14 protein-coding genes are annotated in these 19704 nt (G+C 68.9%); 5 read left to right on the forward strand and 9 right to left on the reverse strand.

Features of this window, described 5'->3' with window-relative positions:
- The first annotated feature begins 29 nt into the window (after positions 1-29).
- From ABZV40_RS23730 to ABZV40_RS23750, 5 genes are all read left to right on the forward strand, one after another.
- Positions 30-1199 (forward strand): allantoate amidohydrolase, encoded by a 1170-nt coding sequence (locus tag ABZV40_RS23730; RefSeq protein WP_355445318.1) that lies wholly within the window; start codon positions 30-32, stop codon positions 1197-1199.
- Positions 1196-2473, forward strand: coding sequence for a formimidoylglutamate deiminase (locus tag ABZV40_RS23735; RefSeq protein WP_355445321.1), 1278 nt, complete (start codon positions 1196-1198; stop codon positions 2471-2473). The genes ABZV40_RS23730 and ABZV40_RS23735 overlap by 4 nt, the downstream gene beginning before the upstream one ends.
- Entirely contained in the window at positions 2470-3603 is a 1134-nt protein-coding gene (hutI, locus tag ABZV40_RS23740; RefSeq protein ID WP_355445324.1) for an imidazolonepropionase, read from the forward strand. The genes ABZV40_RS23735 and hutI overlap by 4 nt, the downstream gene beginning before the upstream one ends.
- A gap of 170 nt (positions 3604-3773) precedes the next feature.
- Entirely contained in the window at positions 3774-5105 is a 1332-nt protein-coding gene (locus ABZV40_RS23745; protein ID WP_355445327.1) for an ABC transporter substrate-binding protein, read from the forward strand.
- Between the two features lie 69 nt (positions 5106-5174).
- Complete coding sequence (locus tag ABZV40_RS23750; protein WP_355445330.1) at positions 5175-6167, forward strand: aldo/keto reductase; 993 nt, start codon at positions 5175-5177, stop codon at positions 6165-6167.
- Between the two features lie 4 nt (positions 6168-6171).
- On the opposite strand, the gene ABZV40_RS23755 is transcribed toward ABZV40_RS23750, so the two are convergent.
- The 9 genes from ABZV40_RS23755 to ABZV40_RS23795 all read right to left on the reverse strand — a co-directional run bounded on the left by ABZV40_RS23755 (position 6172) and on the right by ABZV40_RS23795 (position 19588).
- Positions 6172-8658, reverse strand: coding sequence for an NACHT domain-containing protein (locus tag ABZV40_RS23755; protein ID WP_355445333.1), 2487 nt, complete (start codon positions 8656-8658; stop codon positions 6172-6174).
- Positions 8659-8746: 88 nt separating this feature from the next.
- On the reverse strand, positions 8747-8929 hold the full coding sequence (locus tag ABZV40_RS23760) for a DUF6104 family protein (protein WP_355445336.1): 183 nt from the start codon (positions 8927-8929) through the stop codon (positions 8747-8749).
- Between the two features lie 78 nt (positions 8930-9007).
- Positions 9008-12697 carry a multifunctional oxoglutarate decarboxylase/oxoglutarate dehydrogenase thiamine pyrophosphate-binding subunit/dihydrolipoyllysine-residue succinyltransferase subunit gene (locus ABZV40_RS23765; protein ID WP_355445339.1) on the reverse strand — a complete coding sequence of 1230 codons (3690 nt, stop codon included), beginning with the start codon at positions 12695-12697 and terminating at the stop codon, positions 9008-9010.
- A 236-nt stretch (positions 12698-12933) separates the two neighbouring features.
- The gene (locus tag ABZV40_RS23770; RefSeq protein WP_355445342.1) at positions 12934-13275 is read right to left on the reverse strand and encodes a hypothetical protein; all 342 of its coding nucleotides are present in this window, start codon (positions 13273-13275) and stop codon (positions 12934-12936) included.
- A 130-nt stretch (positions 13276-13405) separates the two neighbouring features.
- Positions 13406-17107, reverse strand: a complete 3702-nt coding sequence (locus ABZV40_RS23775) for an ABC transporter ATP-binding protein (protein ID WP_355445345.1) — start codon at positions 17105-17107, stop codon at positions 13406-13408.
- A gap of 56 nt (positions 17108-17163) precedes the next feature.
- Positions 17164-18039: a hypothetical protein gene (locus tag ABZV40_RS23780; RefSeq protein WP_355445348.1), complete on the reverse strand. Its 876-nt coding sequence runs from the start codon at positions 18037-18039 to the stop codon at positions 17164-17166.
- Positions 18039-19001 carry an ABC transporter ATP-binding protein gene (locus ABZV40_RS23785; protein ID WP_355445350.1) on the reverse strand — a complete coding sequence of 321 codons (963 nt, stop codon included), beginning with the start codon at positions 18999-19001 and terminating at the stop codon, positions 18039-18041. Before ABZV40_RS23785 ends, ABZV40_RS23780 begins: the two co-directional genes overlap by 1 nt.
- Before the next feature lie 21 nt (positions 19002-19022).
- Positions 19023-19463 (reverse strand): hypothetical protein, encoded by a 441-nt coding sequence (locus ABZV40_RS23790; protein WP_355445353.1) that lies wholly within the window; start codon positions 19461-19463, stop codon positions 19023-19025.
- Positions 19463-19588: a hypothetical protein gene (locus ABZV40_RS23795; protein WP_281248831.1), complete on the reverse strand. Its 126-nt coding sequence runs from the start codon at positions 19586-19588 to the stop codon at positions 19463-19465. The genes ABZV40_RS23790 and ABZV40_RS23795 overlap by 1 nt, the downstream gene beginning before the upstream one ends.
- Positions 19589-19704 lie beyond the last annotated feature (116 nt).

The raw sequence follows: 19704 nt of genomic DNA on the forward strand, positions 1-19704 counted from the left end.
CCCTGCGCGAGCGTGCCGGGGGTGGCGTGATGCTGCAGCAGATCGCGGACGTCGGCCGGGACGCCAAGCGCGGTGGCTACTCCCGCCACGCCTACGCCAAGCCGGAGCTCGAACTGCGCCACTGGTTCGTCGAGCAGGCCGTCAGGCGCGGCCTGAACGTCGAAACCGACCAGAACGGCAACCTCTGGGCCTGGTGGGGCGAGCGCGGCGACAACGCGCTCGTCACCGGCAGCCACCTCGACTCCGTGCCCGGCGGCGGCGCGTTCGACGGCCCCCTCGGCGTCACGAGCGCCCTGGAGGCCGTGGACCTCCTGCAGGCCAAGGGGTTCACGCCGCGCAGGCCGTTCGCCATCGCGGTGTTCGCCGAGGAGGAAGGCGGCCGGTTCGGCGTCGCGTGCCTGGGCAGCAGGCTCCTCACCGGTGCCATCGACGCCGACAAGGCGCTGGCGCTCAAGGACCCGGACGGCATCACGCTGGCCGAGGCCATGAAGGCCGCGGGCTACGACCCGGAGCTGGTCGGCAAGGACACCAGGACCCTCGACCGCATCGGCCAGTTCGTCGAGCTCCACGTCGAACAGGGCCGCGGCCTGACGGTCCCGGTCGGCGTCGCGAGCAGCATCCTGGCGCACGGCCGGTGGCGCTTCACGTTCAGCGGCGAGGGCAACCACGCCGGTGCCACGCTGATCGAGGACCGCCGCGACCCGATGCTCCCGGCGTCGCAGCTCGTGCTGGCGGCGCGCAAGGCCGCGCGAGACGGCGGGCGTGCCACCGTGGGACGGCTCGTCCCCAACCCCGGCGGCACGAACGTCATCGCGTCCACTGTGGACGTCTGGCTGGACGCGCGCGACACCGACGACGAGCGCACCCGCGCGATGGTCGCGGAGATCTCCGAGGCAGCGCGAAACGCCGCCAGGGAGGAGGGGTGTGAGGTGACCATCACCGAGGAGTCGTACGGCGACACGGTGTACTTCGACACCCGGCTCCGCGACGACATCGCCACCGCGCTCGGTGGTGTGCCGGCGCTGCCCACCGGCGCCGGTCACGACGCGGGCATCCTCGCCGCGCACGTGCCGACCGCGATGTTGTTCGTGCGCAACCCCACCGGCGTGAGCCACGCGCCGGAGGAGTTCGCCGAGCAGGCCGACGTCGACGAGGGTGTCAAAGCCCTTGCCGCGACTCTCGAACACCTCGCGTCATGAACTTCTGGTGCGAGCGGGCCTGGTTGCCCGGAGGACCCGCCGAACGCGTGCTGGTCCGCGTCGAGCACGGCCTGATCACGAGCGTGTCCACAGTGGACACCATTCCGCTCGGGGTGCGCAGGCTGTACGGCATCGTCGTGCCCGGCTTCGCCAACGCCCACTCGCACGCGTTCCACCGGGCGTTGCGCGGCCGCACCCACGACGGTGGCGGCACGTTCTGGACGTGGCGCGAGGGCATGTACGCGCTGGCGGGCAAGCTCACCCCGCAGTCCTACTACCGTCTCGCTCGCGCGGTTTACGGCGAGATGGCGCTCGCCGGGGTGTCGACGGTGGGCGAGTTCCACTACGTCCACGACCGGTCGAACGAGTTCGGTCACGCTCTCCGCGAGGCCGCGAAGGACGCGGGCATCCGGTTGACGCTGCTGGACACCTGCTACCTCGCGGGCGGCATCGACCAGCCGTTGAACGAGGTGCAGCAACGCTTCTCCGACGGCACCGCCGAGGCGTGGGCGGGCCGCGTCGCCGAGCTCAAGTCAGACGACGTGATGCGCGTGGGTGCCGCGATCCACTCGGTCCGGGCGGTCCCGCGCGACGAGCTTCCCGTGGTGGCACAAGCGTTTCCAGACGCTCCTCTGCACGTTCACCTGTCCGAGCAACCGGCGGAGAACGAAGCCTGCCTGGCGGCCTACGGTCTCACCCCGACCGGAATCCTCGCTGAGGCAGGCGCGCTGTCCCCGCGCACCACAGCTGTGCACGCCACGCACCTGACGCCCGAGGACATCGCGCTGCTGGGCGAGTCCGGGACCGGTGCGTGCTTCTGCCCGACCACCGAGGCCGACCTCGCGGACGGCATCGGCCCTGCTCGTGAGCTCGCCGACGCGGGCAGCCCGCTGTCGTTGGGCAGCGACCAGCACGCGGTGATCGATCCGCTGCTGGAGACCCGCGCGCTGGAGCACAACGAGCGCCTCCGCACCGGGCAGCGCGGCCGTTTCTCGCCTGCCGAACTGCTGCGGGCCGCCACTCGCCACGACGCGCTGGGGTGGCCGGAAGCCGGTCGCATCGAACCCGGCGCGCCCTGCGACCTCGTGGCCATCAGCTGCTCGACGCCCCGCACCGCGGGTTCGTCGCCGCAGCAGGTTTTCCTGTCCGCCACGGCGTCCGATGTGGACACCGTGGTGGTCGGCGGCAAGGTCGTCGCTTCCGGTGGGGTGCACGAGACCCTGGGGGACGTCGGCAGGCTGCTGGCGGACGCGATCGAGGAGCTGTGGGCATGAGTGTGCTGATCACCGGCATCGGCGAGCTGACCACGAACACCGAGCTCGGCGGCGATGCGCTGGTCATCGACGGCGCGGAGATCGCCTGGGTGGGCCAGGCGTCGAGTGCCCCGGCCGCGGACGAACGGGTCGACGTCGAAGGCCGGGCCGTCCTGCCCGGCTGGGTCGACAGCCACACCCACCTGGTGTTCGCGGGCGACCGCACCGCCGAGTTCGGTGCGCGCATGGCCGGAAAGCCCTACACCGCAGGCGGTATCGCCGTCACCGTCAACGCGACCAGGCAGGCCACCGACGCCGAGCTGGCGGAGGTCGTCCGCAGGCACGTCGCCGAGGCGCTCAGGCAGGGCACGACGTTCGTGGAGACCAAGACCGGCTACGGACTGAACGTTCCGGACGAGGTGAGGTCAGCGCGCATCGCCGCCGAGCACGCCGACGAGATCACGTTCCTCGGTGCCCACCTCGTCCCGCCGGGCGAGGACGCCGACACCTACGTCGACCTGGTCCGCGGCGAGATGCTCGACGCCGTCGCACCTCTCGTGCGCTGGGCGGACGTCTTCTGCGAGAAGGGCGCCTTCGACTACGACCAGTCGAAGGCCGTGCTCGTGGCCGCGCGCGAGAAGGGCCTCGGCCTGCGCGTGCACGGCAACCAGCTCGGCGAGGGTCCTGGCGTGCGGCTGGCCGTCGAGCTCGGTGCCGCGTCCGTCGACCACTGCACCTACCTGTCGCAACACGACATCGACGCGCTGGCGTCGTCCGAGACGGTCGCCACGCTGCTCCCGGCCTGCGACCTCTCGACCCGCCAGTCGCTGCCTCCGGCCCGCGCGCTGCTCGACGCGGGCGCCACGGTGGCGTTGGCCAGCAACTGCAACCCCGGCTCGTCGTACACCTCGTCGATGGCGTTCTGCGTGACGACAGCGGTGCTGCAGATGCGCATGACCGTCGAGGAAGCCGTGTGGTCGGCCACCGCAGGCGGCGCGCAGGCGTTGCGACGAGACGACGTCGGCGTCATCAGGCCTGGTGCGCGCGCTGACCTCCACGTGCTGGACGCGCCGTCGATCACACATCTGGCGTACCGGCCGGGCGTTCCGCTGACCCGCTCGGTGTGGCGGCGAGGTGAGCGGGCCGTCTGAGACAGTTCGGACAGGCCTCGGGCGATGAACCGCCGGCCACCACGAAACCAGCGCTACGCACGGGGCGGCCAAAAGGTTCAAAGTCTCAGTTATCAATACCGTGGCGAAATCCGTGGTGACTGGTCGGCGAAAACGTTTACAGTCCACCTTGATTACCATTTGTTTCGGCTGTGGCAGAAAAGTGGTCCCGGGACTGTCGATCGGATGATGGCGGAGGTAAGCTCCTTCGGACTGTCGGGCGATTGGACGTGAAATTGTCTGGGTTCACCTCTCGAGTCCTCCCCTTGTTCGTGGCCGCATCCCTGCTGGCCGCCTGCGGTAGGGGTGGCATTGATGCCGCCAACCTCTCCGAAGGTTTCCGCGGAGGGCCCGGGGTGACGCAGGACAAGATCTACCTGGGCGTTCTCAGTGATCTCTCCGGCCCCTTCGCCTCGGGTGGCAAGAATGTCACCGAGGGTAATCGATTATTCGTCGACAAAGTCAATTCCGCGGGCGGCATCTGCGGCAGAAAAGTCGAACTGGTCGTTCGTGACCACGGTTTTGACGCCGACAAGGGGAGGGCCGAGTACCTCTCCCTCGAACCCCAGGTTCTCGGATTCGTGCAGCTAGTCGGGGCGAAGGTCGCCCGGTCGATCGAAGACGACATGCTCCACCAGCAGATCCTGGTGGCACCGACCTCGTGGAAAAGCGCATTGCTCGACAACCCGTACATGATGGTCGTGGGGGCGACGTACAAGGTCGACGTCATGAACGGAATCGAGTACCTGATGCGGCAGGGTCTGCTCACTCGCGGAGACACGGTCGGCCACCTGCGCATCAGCGACGAGGACGAGTACGGCGACGACGCCATCTCCGGCAGCACCTTCGCCGTCCGCCAACTCGGTCTCAACCTGGCGAAAGCAGCGCTCAAGGACGCAGATCCGGACATGTCGCCGGGGATCGCGAGCCTCAGGGAGGCCGGCGTGAAGGCGATCGTCCTGAGCACCAACCCGCGGCAGACGGCGAGTGCCGTCGCCGCCGCCGCGCAGCTCGGGCTCACCGTCCCGATCATCATCAACAATCCCGGCTTCGCCCCCGAGCTGTTGCAGGGACCGCTCGCGACCGTCATGGAACGTCAGGTCTTCGTGCTGTCGTCCGTCGCCCCCTTCGACGCCGCGATCGCCGGCCCGCGCCAGATCGCGGCGGCGTACCGGTCGACCTTCCCGCAGGGGACCCCGTCCATGGCGGTCAACTACGGTTATCTGGTCGGGCTGAGCTTCGGCGCGGTCCTGAAGCGCGCCTGCGAGCGCAAGGACTTCTCCCGCGAAGGCGTCCTCAAGGCGTTCCGCGAGGTCGAAAGCGTCGAATCGGGCGGCATGTCCGTGCCACTGCGGTTCTCCATCACCGGCAGGCCGTCCGCGACGCGCACGTTCGTGCTCCGGCCGGATGTCAAGGCGGCGGGCGGTCTCACGGTCGTCGCGGACCAGTTCGAGTCGGAGGTGAGCCGGAAAGCCGGTCGGTGACCTGCCGGGCCGTGCCCCTGGAGCAACTCCACGTGGCACGGCGTCTCCGCGCGAGGCAGGGTGGAGAGCATGGAATACACCCACCTCGGCCGCAGCGGCCTGTCCGTCTCCCGCCTGTGCCTCGGCACGATGAACTTCGGTCCCGAGACGTCCGAGGCCGACAGCCACGCGATCATGGATCGCGCTCACGAACACGGCCTGAACTTCTTCGACACGGCCAACGTCTACGGCTGGAAGCAGGGCGAGGGCGTCACCGAGAACATCATCGGCCGGTGGTTCGCCCAGGGCGGCAACCGTCGCGAAAGGACGGTCATCGCCACCAAGCTCTACGGCAGCATGGGTGACTGGCCCAACGAGACCAAGCTCTCCGCGCTGAACATCCGGCGCGCCTGCGACGCGTCGTTGAAGCGCATGCAGACCGACTACATCGACCTCTACCAGATGCACCACGTCGACCGCGAAACCCCGTGGGACGAGATCTGGGAGGCCTTCTCCGTGCTGCGCCAGCAGGGCAAGGTCATCTACTTCGGCTCGTCGAACTTCGCCGGCTGGCACATCGCCCAGGCCCAGGAAGCCGCCCGCACCCGAGGCTTTCTGGGGTTGGTGTCGGAGCAGTCCATCTACAACCTGATGACCCGCTGGGTGGAGCTGGAAGTGCTGCCCGCTGCCCGCCACTACGGCCTCGGCGTGATCCCGTGGTCACCGCTGCACGGCGGCCTGCTGGGTGGCGTCCTGCGCAAGCAGCGCGAGGGCGGCGCCTCCCGCAGCGCGTCCGGGCGCTCCGCCGACGCGCTGGAGAAGTACCGCGACACGATCGACGCCTACGAGAAGCTGTGCGCCGAGCTGGGCGAGGACCCGGCCAACGTCGGCCTCGCCTGGCTGCTGCACCAGGACGGCGTGACGGCGCCGATCATCGGTCCGCGCACCGCCGAGCAGCTGGACAACTCGCTGCGCGCGGCGGAGCTCAAGCTGGACGCGGACGTGCTGGCGAAGCTGGACGAGCTGTTCCCGGCGCCCGCGCCGAACGGCTCCAAGCCCGCGCCGGAGGCCTACGCCTGGTGACCCGCTAGTCGGTGGCCAGCACGATGGTCTCGTTCGGGAGGATCCTGCCGTCGTTGCGCTGCTGCAGCAGCAAGATGCCGGCGGCGATCCTCCTGAACGTGTCTGCGTGTTCTTCATCAGTCTCCAGAGCCAGAATCACGGCGAGGAGCCGCAACTTCACGGCGAACTGAGCAGCCAGTGGTCCGGTTCTGGTGACGGCTGATTTCGCAGATCGCATGAAATGGGTGAGCTGTGCAGATCCCCAGTCGCTCATCGGCGCGTATCTGACCGATTCGACCAGCTCGGCGAGCGAATCGATCGGCACGATGTAGTTATCCTTCCTGTCGCGCACGGGCGAGAGGAAGGAGTCGTGGAACTGTTCGTCAAGCGCGGCGCCGTGACTTGTCGGACTGAATGTTGATGGATTGGTCTGGCTGATGTAGTCGAATGTGCCGAAGAGATCGGTTATGAGTTCACGGTAGAGATCTGTTGAGCTGACCATCACGAGTTTGACGGCACGCAGTAAAGGCCAAGGGTTTCCTTTTTCTGAAGGCCAGCTGGTGAGTGACTTGAACTTCTTGAGCAACGGTGCCGAGCGCAGCTCTTCGGTGGTCGGCAACCGGTAGATCCGATCGGTGACGTGCAGCTCGTTCACCCAGTTCGTGAACGCCTGGGCGCTCACCCGCCGAACCCCTCGAACGGGTTCGGCCGGAGAGGTGGCCGGCCCATCGGGCTTGTTGTTCGGGTTGGTCTCCATGAACAACCTGTAGATGCGAGTCGGTACTGGTTCCGCGCAGAGGTGGGTGCCCTGGTCGGTGCGCACGAGGTTGCGGAGATAGCGGGCGATCACGACTCGGATCATCAGGTTTCGCTCTGGCGTGTCGCCCGTCGACTCGAACACCGTGTCCAACCGCTGGTCGAGCTGTGCGCGCATTTCCGGAGCCAGCTCGCTGCTCTCGTCGGCGCAGTCGAACGCCAGTGACAACGCGTTGACGGTGCCCACACCGAGGCAAGCTTCGACAATCGGATCTGCGTTCGATCGGGCAACGTGCAGAAGCGTCGTCTCGCGCCACCAGACGTCATCCACGTTGTCGGCGAGAAGGTGCGCAAGGTTCTTTTCCCGGACGTGGTGAGCGGCGAGGTATTCCTGGAAGGTCAGGTGGGCGAACGCGAAGAGGTCGCGTTCCCGTTCGATCAGCAGGCCGCTCGACGTCATGTCGGCGAGGAAGGCATCCTCGTCCAACCCGCGGCCCATGCGCCGCAGAAGTGCGCGGAACTCGGTCCTCAGGTCGTTTCTGCTGATGTCGCGCAGCTTCCGGCTCATCATCGAGTAGGCGAGGCCGCTGAGGAGCGCCATCTTCTGTTCGCCGGTCAGTTCCGACACCAGTTTCTTGGCTTCCTGGCGCCGCCACAGCAGGACCTGGCAGATCTCGCTGTAGAGGTCGACGCGACTGCCAGGCAGTGCGCCGCGGAACTTGTGGACGTTGGCGATCATCGTGAGCAGCAACGGGTTGACCGTCAGCTCGTACAGGGCGGTGCTCTGTTGGAGGCGTTCGAGGAGGTCGGCGGCCTCTTCCTCCGCGCGACGGGCGATGTTCGCGGACTTCTCGCCGGTGCTGCGTTGCTCGAAGGCGAAGTACCAGCTGCGGATGAACCTGGTGACCTGTTCGTCGGTGAAGCCTCGCACCTGCACGATGTCGGCACCTGCGATCGGCGCGGTCTGGTAGCCGTGAGGGCGTGAGGTGATGACGAAGTCGTTGTCGGGGTAGCTCGCGACCTGGCGTTCCACCCAGTCCGAGACCTGGCGGCGGTTCTGCTGGTCGGCCACCTCGTCCAGGCCGTCCAGCAGGACGACGCACGAGCCGGCGCGCAGCTTGCGGTCGAACCAGCCTGCCGGGGCGGCGCGGTCGATCAGGTCGGGGAGAGGGGTGTCGTCGCCGATCGCCTTGATGTGGTCGCGCAGGTAGAGCAGGACCGGTGTGCGGCGACGGCGGCGGGTTCGGCAGACGAGCAGTGCGGTGTGGCGCAGCAGCGTGGTCTTGCCGCAGCCCGGCGCGCCGATGACGGCCAGCACCACGGGTTTCGGCCGGTCGATCAGGTCGCCGATGAAACGGCGGTCGGACTCGGTCTGCCTGCGTCCCAGGACGCCGGAGGGCACCTTCGACGGGTCGCTGTGGACGAGGCTCACGTCCACGAAGACCTCGTCCAGTTTGGGCGTGTAGAAGCCCATCGTGGCCAGGCCCTTGAGGTCGATGAACCGCAGGTTGCTCTCAACCGACCGGCGGTAGCGTCTGCCGAAGCCGGACAGGCTGCGCCGGGCGCCCTCGTCGATCGACTTGGCGAGAGGGTCCTTCCAGCGCTTGTTCAGCTCGTCGGCGGTGCCGCTGACCAGCTTGCCCACGAAGCCGAAGCCCAGAACCACCAGTTCGTAGCCGGCCAGCGCCAGCAGGGCCAGGGCGGGATGATCCTTCGACCAGGCTTGCAGGAACGAGAGGTAGGTCGCCGCCGGCACAGCGATGGCGGCGGCGACCAGGCCGAGGATCTTGCTCATGCCCCTCTATTCGTTCCGGGGGCGTGAGCCGTCACGCTATTCGAGGTGGCTAGTCCTCGAAGTCGTCCTCGTCGTCGCGCGCCAGATAGGTGGCGAAACGCTCGATGGCCGTCTCGAAGTCCGGGTTCGCGTCGACGAACGCGCGGAGCTTGTCGGCGAGCCAGGCGAGGGTGACCTCTTCCTCGCCGCGCCGCGACTCCAGCTCCTCGATGCCGCGATCGGTGAAGTACATGGCAGAAACTCCTGAGTAGTCCCAGAAAACGAGCCGCCGGGCCCAGTGGGTCCGGCGGCTCGCGTCGTCAAGCGGTGATCACTCGAACGCGCGGGTGATGATCTCGCGCTGCTCGACCTCGTGCACCTTGCTCGAACCGGCCGACGGGGCGGCCATCGGGCGGCGCGACACGCGGCGGACGGTGCCCAGGTGCTCGGGCAGCAGTTCCGGCAGGGCCAGGCCGTAGAACGGCCAGGCACCCTGGTTCGCCGGCTCCTCCTGCACCCAGCGGACGTCCTTCGCGTTCGGGTAGCGCTCCAGGGTCTCGGTCAGCTTGCGGGCCGGGACCGGGTAGAGCTGCTCGACGCGCACGATCGCCACGTCGCCGCCGCCGCGCTTCTCGCGCTCGGCGTGCAGCTCGTAGGAGATCTTGCCGCTGCACAGCAGGACCTTCGTGACCGCGTTCGGGTCCTTGATCGTCGGGTCGTCGATCACGGACTGGAAGCGGTCGTTGATGAACTCGTCCGTGCCGCTGACAGCCGCCTTGAGACGCAGCATCGACTTCGGCGTGAACACCACGAGCGGGCGGTCGACGCCGTCGAGGGCGTGGCGGCGCAGCAGGTGGAAGTAGTTCGCCGGGGTCGACGGCACCGCGACGGTCATGGAGCCCTCGGCGCACAGCTGCAGCCAGCGCTCGATGCGGCCCGACGTGTGGTCGGGGCCCTGGCCCTCGTGGCCGTGCGGCAGCAGGATCACGACGTCGGAACGCTGACCCCACTTGGCCTCACCGGACGAGATGAACTCGTCGATGATCGGCTGCGCGCCGTTGACGAAGTCACCGAACTGCGCCTCCCACAGCACCAGCGCCTGCGGGTTCGCGACCGAGTAGCCGTACTCGAAGCCGAGCGCGGCGAACTCCGACAGCACCGAGTCGTAGACCATGAACTTGCCCTGGTCCGGCGACAGGTTCTGCAGCGGCGTGTACTCCTCGCCGGTCTTGCGGTCGATCAGGGTCGCGTGGCGCTGCACGAACGTGCCGCGGCGCGAGTCCTGGCCGGCCAGGCGGACCTTGCGGCCCTCCAGCGCGAGCGAGCCGAACGCGAGCAGCTCGGCGAACGCCCAGTCGATGCCGCCCTCGCGCGCCATCTTCGCGCGGCGCTCCAGCACCGGCTTGACGCGGGCGTGCGGCGTGAAGCCCTCGGGCAGGTTCACGTGCGCGTCGGCGATCTGCTCCAGCACCTCGCGGGTGATGCCGGTGGGCAGCTTCGCGGGGACCTGCTGCTCGGCCTCGACCGACGGGCTGACCGTCACCGGGTGCTTCTCGAGCTCGCGGACCTCGTTGAAGACGTGCTCCAGCTGGCTGGAGAAGTCCTGCAGCGCCTTCTCGGCCTCTTCGACCGTGATGTCGCCGCGGCCGATCAGGGCCTCGGTGTAGGTCTTGCGGACCGAGCGCTTCTGGTCGATCACGTCGTACATCGCCGGCTGCGTCATCGAGGGGTCGTCGCCCTCGTTGTGGCCGCGGCGGCGGTAGCAGACCATGTCGATCACGACGTCCTTGTGGAACGCCTGGCGGTAGTCGACGGCCAGCTTCGCGACCCAGTAGCAGGCCTCGGGGTCGTCACCGTTCACGTGGAAGACCGGCGAGCCGATCATCTTCGCGACGTCGGTCGAGTACTTCGAGGACCGCGAGTGCTCCGGCGCGGTGGTGAAGCCGACCTGGTTGTTGACGACGATGTGGACCGTGCCACCGGTGCGGTAACCGCGCACCAGCGCCAGGTTCAGCGTCTCGGCCACGACACCCTGACCCGCGAACGCCGCGTCACCGTGCAGGGCGACCGGCAGGACGGGGAAGAAGTCGCCGCCGCGGTCGATCAGGTCCTGCTTGGCGCGCACGATGCCCTCGAGCACCGGGTCGACGGCCTCCAGGTGCGACGGGTTCGCGGTCAGCGACACCTTGGTCTCGCCGTCGCCGAACATGCGGAAGTACTTGCCCTCGGCACCGAGGTGGTACTTCACGTCGCCGGAGCCGTGCGCCTGACCGGGGTCGAGGTTGCCCTCGAACTCGCGGAAGATCTGCGAGATCGGCTTGCCGACGATGTTCGCGAGCACGTTCAGGCGGCCGCGGTGCGGCATGCCGATGACGACCTCGTCGAGCTCGTGCTCGGCGGCCTTGTCGAGCACCGCGTCGAGCAGCGGGATGACGGTCTCGCCGCCCTCCAGCGAGAAGCGCTTCTGGCCGACGTACTTCGTCTGCAGGAACGTCTCGAACGCCTCAGCCGCGTTCAGCTTGCTGAGGATGTACTTCTGCACGGTGGCCGGCGGCTTCTCGTGCGGAACCTCGACGCGCTCCTGGATCCAGCGGCGCTCCTCCGGCTCCAGGATGTGCATGTACTCGACGCCGACGGTGCGGCAGTACGAGTTGCGCAGCACGCCCAGGATGTCGCGGAGCTTCATCCGCTCCTTGCCGGCGAACCCGCCGACCGGGAACTCGCGGTCCAGGTCCCACAGCGTCAGGCCGTGGCTCAGCACGTCCAGGTCGGCGTGGCTGCGCTGGCGGTAGTTCAGCGGGTCCGTGTCGGCCATCAGGTGGCCGCGCGTGCGGAACGCGTCGATCAGCTCGATGACGCGCGCGGTCTTGTCGACCGCACCCTCGGGGATGTCGGCGACCCAGCGGATCGGCTCGTAGGGCAGCCGCAGCGACGCGAAGATGTCGTCGTAGAAGCTGTCCTCGCCGAGCAGCAGCTGGTGCACGCGCTTGAGGAACTCGCCCGACTCCGCGCCCTGGATGATGCGGTGGTCGTACGTGCTGGTCAGCGTGATGATCTTGCTGACGCCCATGTCGGTGAGCGCCTGCTCGCTGGTGCCCTGGAAGTGCGCGGGGTACTCCATGGCGCCGACACCGATGATCGCGCCCTGACCGGCCTGCAGCCGCGGCACCGAGTGGTTCGTGCCGATCGTGCCGGGGTTGGTCAGCGAGATCGTGGTGCCGGAGAAGTCCTCCGTCGTCAGCGATCCGGTGCGAGCCTTGCGGATCAGGTCCTCGTAGGCCTGCCAGAACTGCGTGAACGTCATGTTCTCGCAGCCCTTGATCGAGGCCACGACGAGGCTGCGGGAGCCGTCCTTGCCGGGCAGGTCGATCGCCAGGCCGAAGTTCACGTGCTCCGGCGTGACGACGAACGGCTTGCCGTCGACCTCGGCGTAGTGCCGGTTCATGTTCGGGAACGCCTGCAGCGCCCGCACCACCGCGTAACCGATGACGTGCGTGAAGGAGACCTTCCCGCCACGCGTCCGCTTCAGGTGGTTGTTGATGACGATGCGGTTGTCGGCCAGCAGCTTGGCGGGCACGGCGCGCACGCTGGTCGCGGTCGGAACGGTGAGCGACAGCTCCATGTTCTTCGCGATCGCGGCGGCGGCACCGCGCAGCTGCTTCTGCTCGGGTTGCGCGCTCTGCGTGACCGGCTTGGCCTTCGCGGCCTGCTGCGGCGCGGGCTTGCCGGTCTGCGGCAGCGTGGCCGCGGGCTTGGGCTGCGTGACCGGCTTGGGGGCGGCGGCGGGCGCGGCCTTGCCGTTGTCGGCGGCAGGCGGGGTCACGGTCGTGGTGGTGGTGGTCGTCGTAGCGCCACCCGCACTCGCCGTGGCGGTGCCGTTACCGCCCGCACGCTTGTAGTCGGCAAAGAAGTCATGCCATGCCGGGTCTACGGATGACGGGTCCGCGAGGAACTGCTCGTACATCTCCTCGACGAGCCACTCGTTCGGCCCGAATTGTGACGCAGGACTGCTGCTGGACACGGCTGGCGCTCGCCTCTATCCATCTCGCTCTTGGTGTTGACTCATGCGGTAGTCAGGCTAGTCCCCCTGGCCCGGGCCTTCACACGCTGGAGGCGCCTGGCAAGGAGTGCTCTGTCACAGGATCGATCAGGACGGCCCGGTCGTCACCCGCAGTTGAGGAATTCTTGATGTGCGTCTCACTACGTCTCCTCCCTTTCAGTGCACTGTTGGAGTGGCATACGCACCGAGCGCGGTGATCAGTTCACGATAGGTACAACGAGTCCACTCCGTGGATTGATCTTGTTCACCTGAGTGATCGCCGGATCGACCCGCTCATCGCCTTCAAGAACTCCGTTTTGGTCCGCTCGTCGGCGCGGTCCAGCGGCAGGTGCGGGTTGAGGTCCCCCCAGCTCGACCAGCAGAAGATCTCCCTCTCGGGTGCGACAGGCATCCACCCGCTGGATGCCGTGGTCGAGGTCGTTCCACTCGATGAACTTCCGCGCGAATTCCAGATCGGCCGCTGCCGGTGCGTACTCGGCGAGTTCCCCGCGCTGGGCCGGGTCCGGCGCGTGCAACGCGTACTGGAAGTCGTGGTCCACCAAGTGGAACGACCCCGAGGTGTTTCGGGTCGTCGATCGTGGGGACGACCGGATGACCCAGCTCGGTGAGGTTGATCAGGTACTGCGGAAGGCTGGGAGTTGGGGGTGCGTTTGGATGCGTTGAGGGCGGTCAGGCGGCAGCTTCCGGGGTGTTGTGGCGCCACAGGCGGGCGTAGGCGCCGTTGGTGTCCAAGAGGTCGGCGTGAGTGCCCTGTTCGATGATGCGGCCGCCTGCCAGGACGACTATGCGGTCGGCTTTGGCCGCGGTGGCCAGGCGGTGGGCCACCACGAAGGTGGTTCGGGCGCCGGTCAGCTGGTCGCTGGCGGCCAGGACCGCGGACTCGGTGGCCGGGTCCAGGGCGGCGGTGGCCTCGTCGAGCAGGAGGAGGTCCGGGTTGACCAGTTCGGCTCGGGCCAGGGCCAGCAGTTGGCGTTGGCCTGCGGAGAGGTGGTTTCCGCGTTCGCCGACCGGTTGGTGGAAGCCGTTGGGGAGGGCGGCGACCATCGGGAGGGCGCCGACGGCTGCGACGGCGTGCTGGATTTCGGCATGGGTGGCGGTGGGACGGCCGTAGGCGACGTTCTCGGCCACGTCGCCGCCGAACAGGTGGGCTTCCTGCGGGACCACGCCGAGGCGTTGCCGGTAGGCGGAGAGGTCGTAGGAGCGGACGTCCACGCCGTCGACCAGGACCGCGCCGGCGGTGGCGTCGTAGAAGCGGGCGATCAGCTTGACCAGGGTGGACTTGCCCGCGCCCGTTTCGCCCACCAGCGCCACCGTCTCGCCTGGGGTGACGTGCAGGGACACGTTGTCCAGAGCTGGGCGGTCGGCACCGGAGTAGGTGAAGGAGACGTTGCGGAGCTCCACCTCGCCGCGCAGGCGGGGCGGGACCGGGACGGGTGAGGCCGGCGGCTCGACGGTGCTCGGCGTGCGGAGCAGGTCGCCGATTCGGCGCAGGCCCACGCGGGCCTGCTGGTAGCCGTCGAAGACTCCGGAGAGCTGCTGGATCGGGCTGAAGAACAGGCCCAGGTACAGCAGGAACGCCAGCAGCACGCCCGGCGTCAGGGTGCCGGTGGCCACTCGGTGGGCGCCCACGGCCAGGACCACCGCCTGGGCCACGCCGGAGAGCATCGCCACGAACGGGAAGTAGGTGGCGATGTAGCGCTGGGCGCGCAGGCGGGAGCGGCGGTAGGCGTCGCTGCGCTCGGCGAAGGCCACGGCTGAGTGGCGTTCTCGCGTGTACGCCTGGGAGACGCGCAGGCCCGAGACGTTCTCCTGGAGGTCGGCGTTGACGGCGCTCACGCGTTCGCGGGCTTCGGCGTACGCGGTCGAGGAGAGGCGCTGGAAGATCACGGTCGCGACCAGCAGGACCGGGAGGACCGCGAGGGCGATCAGGGCCAGCGACGCGTCGGTGACCACCAGGGCCGCGGTGATGCCCACGACGGTGAACAGGCTGATCACGGCGGTGACGAGGCCGGTCTGCAGGAACGTCGAGAGGGCGTCGACGTCCGTCGTCATCCTCGTCATGATGCGGCCGGCCATCTCGCGCTCGTAGTAGTCGAGGCCGAGCCGTTGCAGGTGGGCGTAGCTGCGGACGCGGAGCAGGTAGAGCAGGCGCTCGCCCAGGCGGGCCGCGAACACCGTGCTGCTCGTCGTGGTCAGCCAGCCGACCACCACCAGACCGACGCCCAGGCCGACCGCCAGCCACAGCGCGGACTCGGTGCCCTTCACCACGCCGCCGTCGACGCCCAGGCGGACCAGCGCCGGTAAACCCATGCCCACCAACGCGTCCAGCACCACCAGCAGGCCCACCCCGGCCAGTGCCCAGCGGACCGGGCGCAGCAGTCGCGCGAGGCGGAAGCCGGGATCGGGGGCCTTCGGGTCCTCGCCGTGCAGCACCGGCACCTCGGTGGCGGGCGGCAACGACCGCACCTGGGCCAGCAGCTCCGGTGTCGGCGGGCCGCCGGCCAGCGCGGACATCCCGCCGCCACCGCCGCCACCGCCACGGCGACCGGACGCGGCGGGAGCCGTCGTCCTGGCGTCGTCGAGCAGGCGCCGGTCGAGCTCCTCCTGCGACAACTCCGGCCACAGCTCACCCGTGGTCACGGGGGCCGTGGACTCGATCGCCTCGTCCGGACCCGCCAGCAGGTCGCAGTAGAGGGCGCAGCGCGCCGTCAGCTCCTCGTGGGTGCCGATGTCGACCACCCGGCCCGCGTCCAGCACCGCGATCCGGTCCGCCAGGGACAGCGTCGAACGGCGGTGGGCCACCAGCAGGGTCGTGCGATGGGCCGTCACCGAGGCCAGCGTGGCGTGGATCGCGGCCTCGGTCGCGGTGTCCACCGCGGACGTCGCGTCGTCCAGCACGAGGATGCGGGGATCGGACAGCAACGCGCGGGCGAGGGCCACGCGCTGGCGCTGGCCGCCGGACAACGTGAGACCGCGCTCGCCCACCACCGTGTCGTACCCGAGCGGCAGGGCCTCGATGAACTCGTGCGCCTCCGCGGCCTTCGCGGCACGCTCGACCTCCGCCCGCGAGGCGTCGGGCCGGCCGTACGCGATGTTCGCGAACACCGTGTCGGAGAAGAGAAAAGCCTCCTCGAAGACGACGCCCACCGCGCCGCGCAACGACTCCAGGCGCAACGTGCGGACGTCGGCACCACCCACCCGCACGGCACCGGAGTGCACGTCGTAGAACCGGGGCAGCAGCAGGGAAACCGTCGACTTGCCGGATCCCGCGGTGCCCACCAGGGCCAGCGTCTCGCCCGGCTCGACCGAGATCGAGAAGTCCTGCAGGACCGGCTCGCTGCGGGCGTAGCCGAAGCTCACGTCGGAGAACGTGACGCCGAGCGGGCCGTCGGGCACCTCGCCGGGCCCGTCCGTCACGTCCGGCTGCGAGTCGATCAGCTCGTAGACCCGCTCCACCCCGGCCCGCGCCAGCTGCGCGGACACCACCAGCCCGGACAGGATCCTGGTCGGGCCCACCAGGTTCGCCACGTACGTCGTGAACGCCAGGAACGTGCCCAGCGTGACCTGCCCGTGCAACGCGAGCCAGCCGCCCAGCGCCAGCACGCCGACCTGGCCCAGCAACGGCAGCGCCGTCACGGTCGCGAGCGGCCGGGAGGACAACCGGGCGGCCCGCATCCGTTCGGCGAACAGCGCCCGAGCGTGCTTCTCCAGCCGCGCCACCTCGCGCGCCTCCTGGCCGAAGCCCTTCACCACGCGCACGCCGGTGACGGTCTCCTCGACGTGCTGCGCGAGATCCGCCGCCCGCTGCTGCGCCGACCACGTGGCCGGGAACAACGTCAGCCGCGTCCGGCCCGCGAGCCACGCCACCAGCGGCAGCACGACCAGCGCGACCAACGTGAGCGGCACCGACAGGTAGAGCATCGCGGCGAGCGCGGCCACCGCGAACACCACCGTGCCGACCGCCAGCGGCGCCATCATCAGCAACGACTGCACCAGCTGCAGGTCGGTGATCGACCGCGACACGATCTGCCCGGTCCTCAGCTCGTCCTGCTTCGCGCCGTCGAGCCGCTGCACCGACGAGAACACGCCGAGTCTCAAATCGTGCTGCACGCCCAGCGCCAGCCGCCCGCCCAGGTAGCGGCGCAGGAACGCCGACCCGAAGGTGAGCAGCTCAAGCGCGACCAGCGCCACCATCAACGCCCACAGGCGATCCGTGCGGCCGGCCGTCGAGTCGTCGATCGCGGTCTTGAGCAGCAACGGGCCCGCCGCCTGCAGCCCGACGCCGACGACCGCGGCGAGCACCGACAGCACCACCAGCCGGGGGTGCCGCCAGCAGGCCGCGGTCAGTCGGCGGATCCAGCCCTCGGTCACGCAGCCAAGACTACGGACGCGGTCCGACAGTCAAGTAGATCTTGTAAAAGCGCAGGTCAGGTGATGTCCTTGCGGGCGGTGAGCGCCCAGCCGCCGCCGAAGACGACCGCCACCCAGCCGAGGAAGATAAGTCCCGACAGCCACCACGCCTGCGCGCCACCCGCGCCCGCGAACATCCGCAGGAACGTGATCGCCTCCTCCGGCACCACACCGGCCTTGGCCAGGAACAGGTCGACGACGACCGAGCCGGTGAGCCCGTTCACCGACCCGTTCGGCAGGAACCCGACGAGCGTCTCCGGCGTGCCCGCGATCCGCAGCCCGAGCAGCAGCGCGTTCTCGACCACCACGAAGTACATGATCAGCAGCACGGTCACGCCGGCGACGTTCGGCACCAGCGCGCCCAGCCCGATGCCGAACATCGTCATCAGGATCGACGACAGCACGCAGACCAGCGTGAGCATCGCCCAGCCACCGGCGTCGGGCAGCTGACCCGACGTGCTGGTCAGCACCACGCCGAGCGCGACGAACCCCATGATCGCCAGCCCGTAGATCGCGCCCCACAGCGCGTAGACCAGCATCTTCGCCAGCATGGTGTGCATCCGCGACGGCGCGGTCAGGAACGTCGTCGTGATCGTCCGCCTGCCGATCTCACCGGAGATCGCCAGCGCACCGAAGATCAACGGGAACACCGTGGCGAGGTTGATCGAGCGCGCGATGCCGAACAGCGAGAACTTCCACTGGTCCGGCGTGACCCCGAGCATCTCCGAGAGCTGCTCGGCGTCCGCGGTCGACGTGAGATCGACGAACCACCGGCCGATCAGGCCGGAGAGCAGGCCACCGCCCAACGCCACCAGCACGGTCGGGATCAGCAGTCCCCACCACAGGCTCGTGGTCGTCGTCTTGCGAAGTTCCGCCTGTACGAGGTTGCCCATCAGGCCCAACCACCCTGCTGCTGCTGCTGCTGCTGATACGGAGCCGGCGCGTACCCGGCGTACTGGCCACTGGTGAGCTGGAAGAAGAGCCGTTCCAGGTCGACCTGCTCCTCCTGGATGCCGTAGACGGACACGCCCGCGCGCAACGCGACGTCCGCGACGTGCTTGGCATCCACTCCGGACACGGCGATACGGCCGTCCACGAGCTGCTCGATCGTCTGGACACCGTCCTCGCGCAACGCGGTGGCGAGCGCGTTGACGTCCGACGGCTGCACGAGAACACGGCGTTGTTGTTGCTGGCGCAGGTGGTCCAACGGTCCGTAGTACATGGTCTGCCCGCGCGAGATGATCACGACCTGGTCGACGGTCTGCTCGACCTCGGCGAGCAGATGGCTGGAGATCAGCACCGTGCGACCCATGCGCGCGTACGACTGCAGGAACGTGCGCAGCCACGCGATGCCCTCGGGGTCGAGGCCGTTCGCGGGCTCGTCCAGCACCAGCACCTGCGGGTCACCCAGCAACGCGGTGGCCATCGCCAGCCGCTGCTTCATGCCGAGCGAGAACCCGCCGACCGCGCGGTCGGCCGCGCCGCCGAGGCCGACCAGGCCGAGGACCTGGTCGGCCTGCTCGTCGGGAACGCCGATCGCGGCCGCGTAGACGCGGAGGTGGTTGCGCGCGGTCCGGCGCGGGTGGAACCCCTGCGCCTCCAGCACCGCACCGACCACGCGGCCGGGCTGGCCGAGCTGGTGGAACTGCCGTCCGTTGATCGTCGCCGTGCCACCCGTCGGCTTCACCAGCCCCAGCAACATCCGCAGGGTCGTCGTCTTCCCCGCACCGTTCGGGCCGAGGAAGCCCGTCACGCTGCCGGGGGACACGGTGAAGCTCAGGTTCTGCACCGCCGTGACAGAACCGAACTGCTTCGTCAGGTTCTGGACCGCGATGAGGCCGCTGCCGTCATGCATGCGGCCCATCCTGCCCGAAGGTCAGTCGGGCAGTGCGTGCTTCGGTCGCGACACCACCGGCGCGCGGTGGACCACGGGTGGCAGGTCGGTCAGGATCGGCGGCAGTTCGGTGGTCAGCTCGACCGGTGTCTCCTCGGGAACCTCGATCGTCCCCGATCGGGTGAAAGGGTTGCGCAACGGCAGCCGCCGTTCGCGATGCGGCAGACCTTCTCCGATCAGGTGCTGGTGCGCCATGTTCCAGACCTGGCACGGCCACCGCCGGCGCCGCAGCCAGCCGGGACACGCCCGGCACCGGCCGTCCTCGTCGGGCTGGTGCACCGTCAGCAGCAGGCGCCAGCCGTCCGCCAGACGGTGGATCTCCGCGCGGGCCAGCGGAACCAGCGCCTCGGCCTCGCCGTGCTCGGCCACCTTGTCCAGCAGTGCCAGCCTTTGCAGCACCGCCTCTCGCAGGATCCGGTCCATCACATCTTCGCCGTGGCCTGGTCGAGCAAGGAGCCCAGCCGTCGCGTCTGAGTGGCGGACATCACAGCGGTCTCACCCGGCGGTGTGACCAGCAGAACTCGGTCGTTCTCCACCAGAACGGTCATCGATCTGTCTCGACCGAACGGGTCGTGGCAGTGGATCCATCCCTGTGGTTCAGCCATGGAATCTCCCTTCGAGGGACACCCGACTCCGTCTTCATCGGCTGTCGGCCCTGCTCGCC

Source organism: Lentzea sp. NPDC004782 (genome assembly GCF_040609115.1).
GTDB lineage: Bacteria > Actinomycetota > Actinomycetes > Mycobacteriales > Pseudonocardiaceae > Lentzea.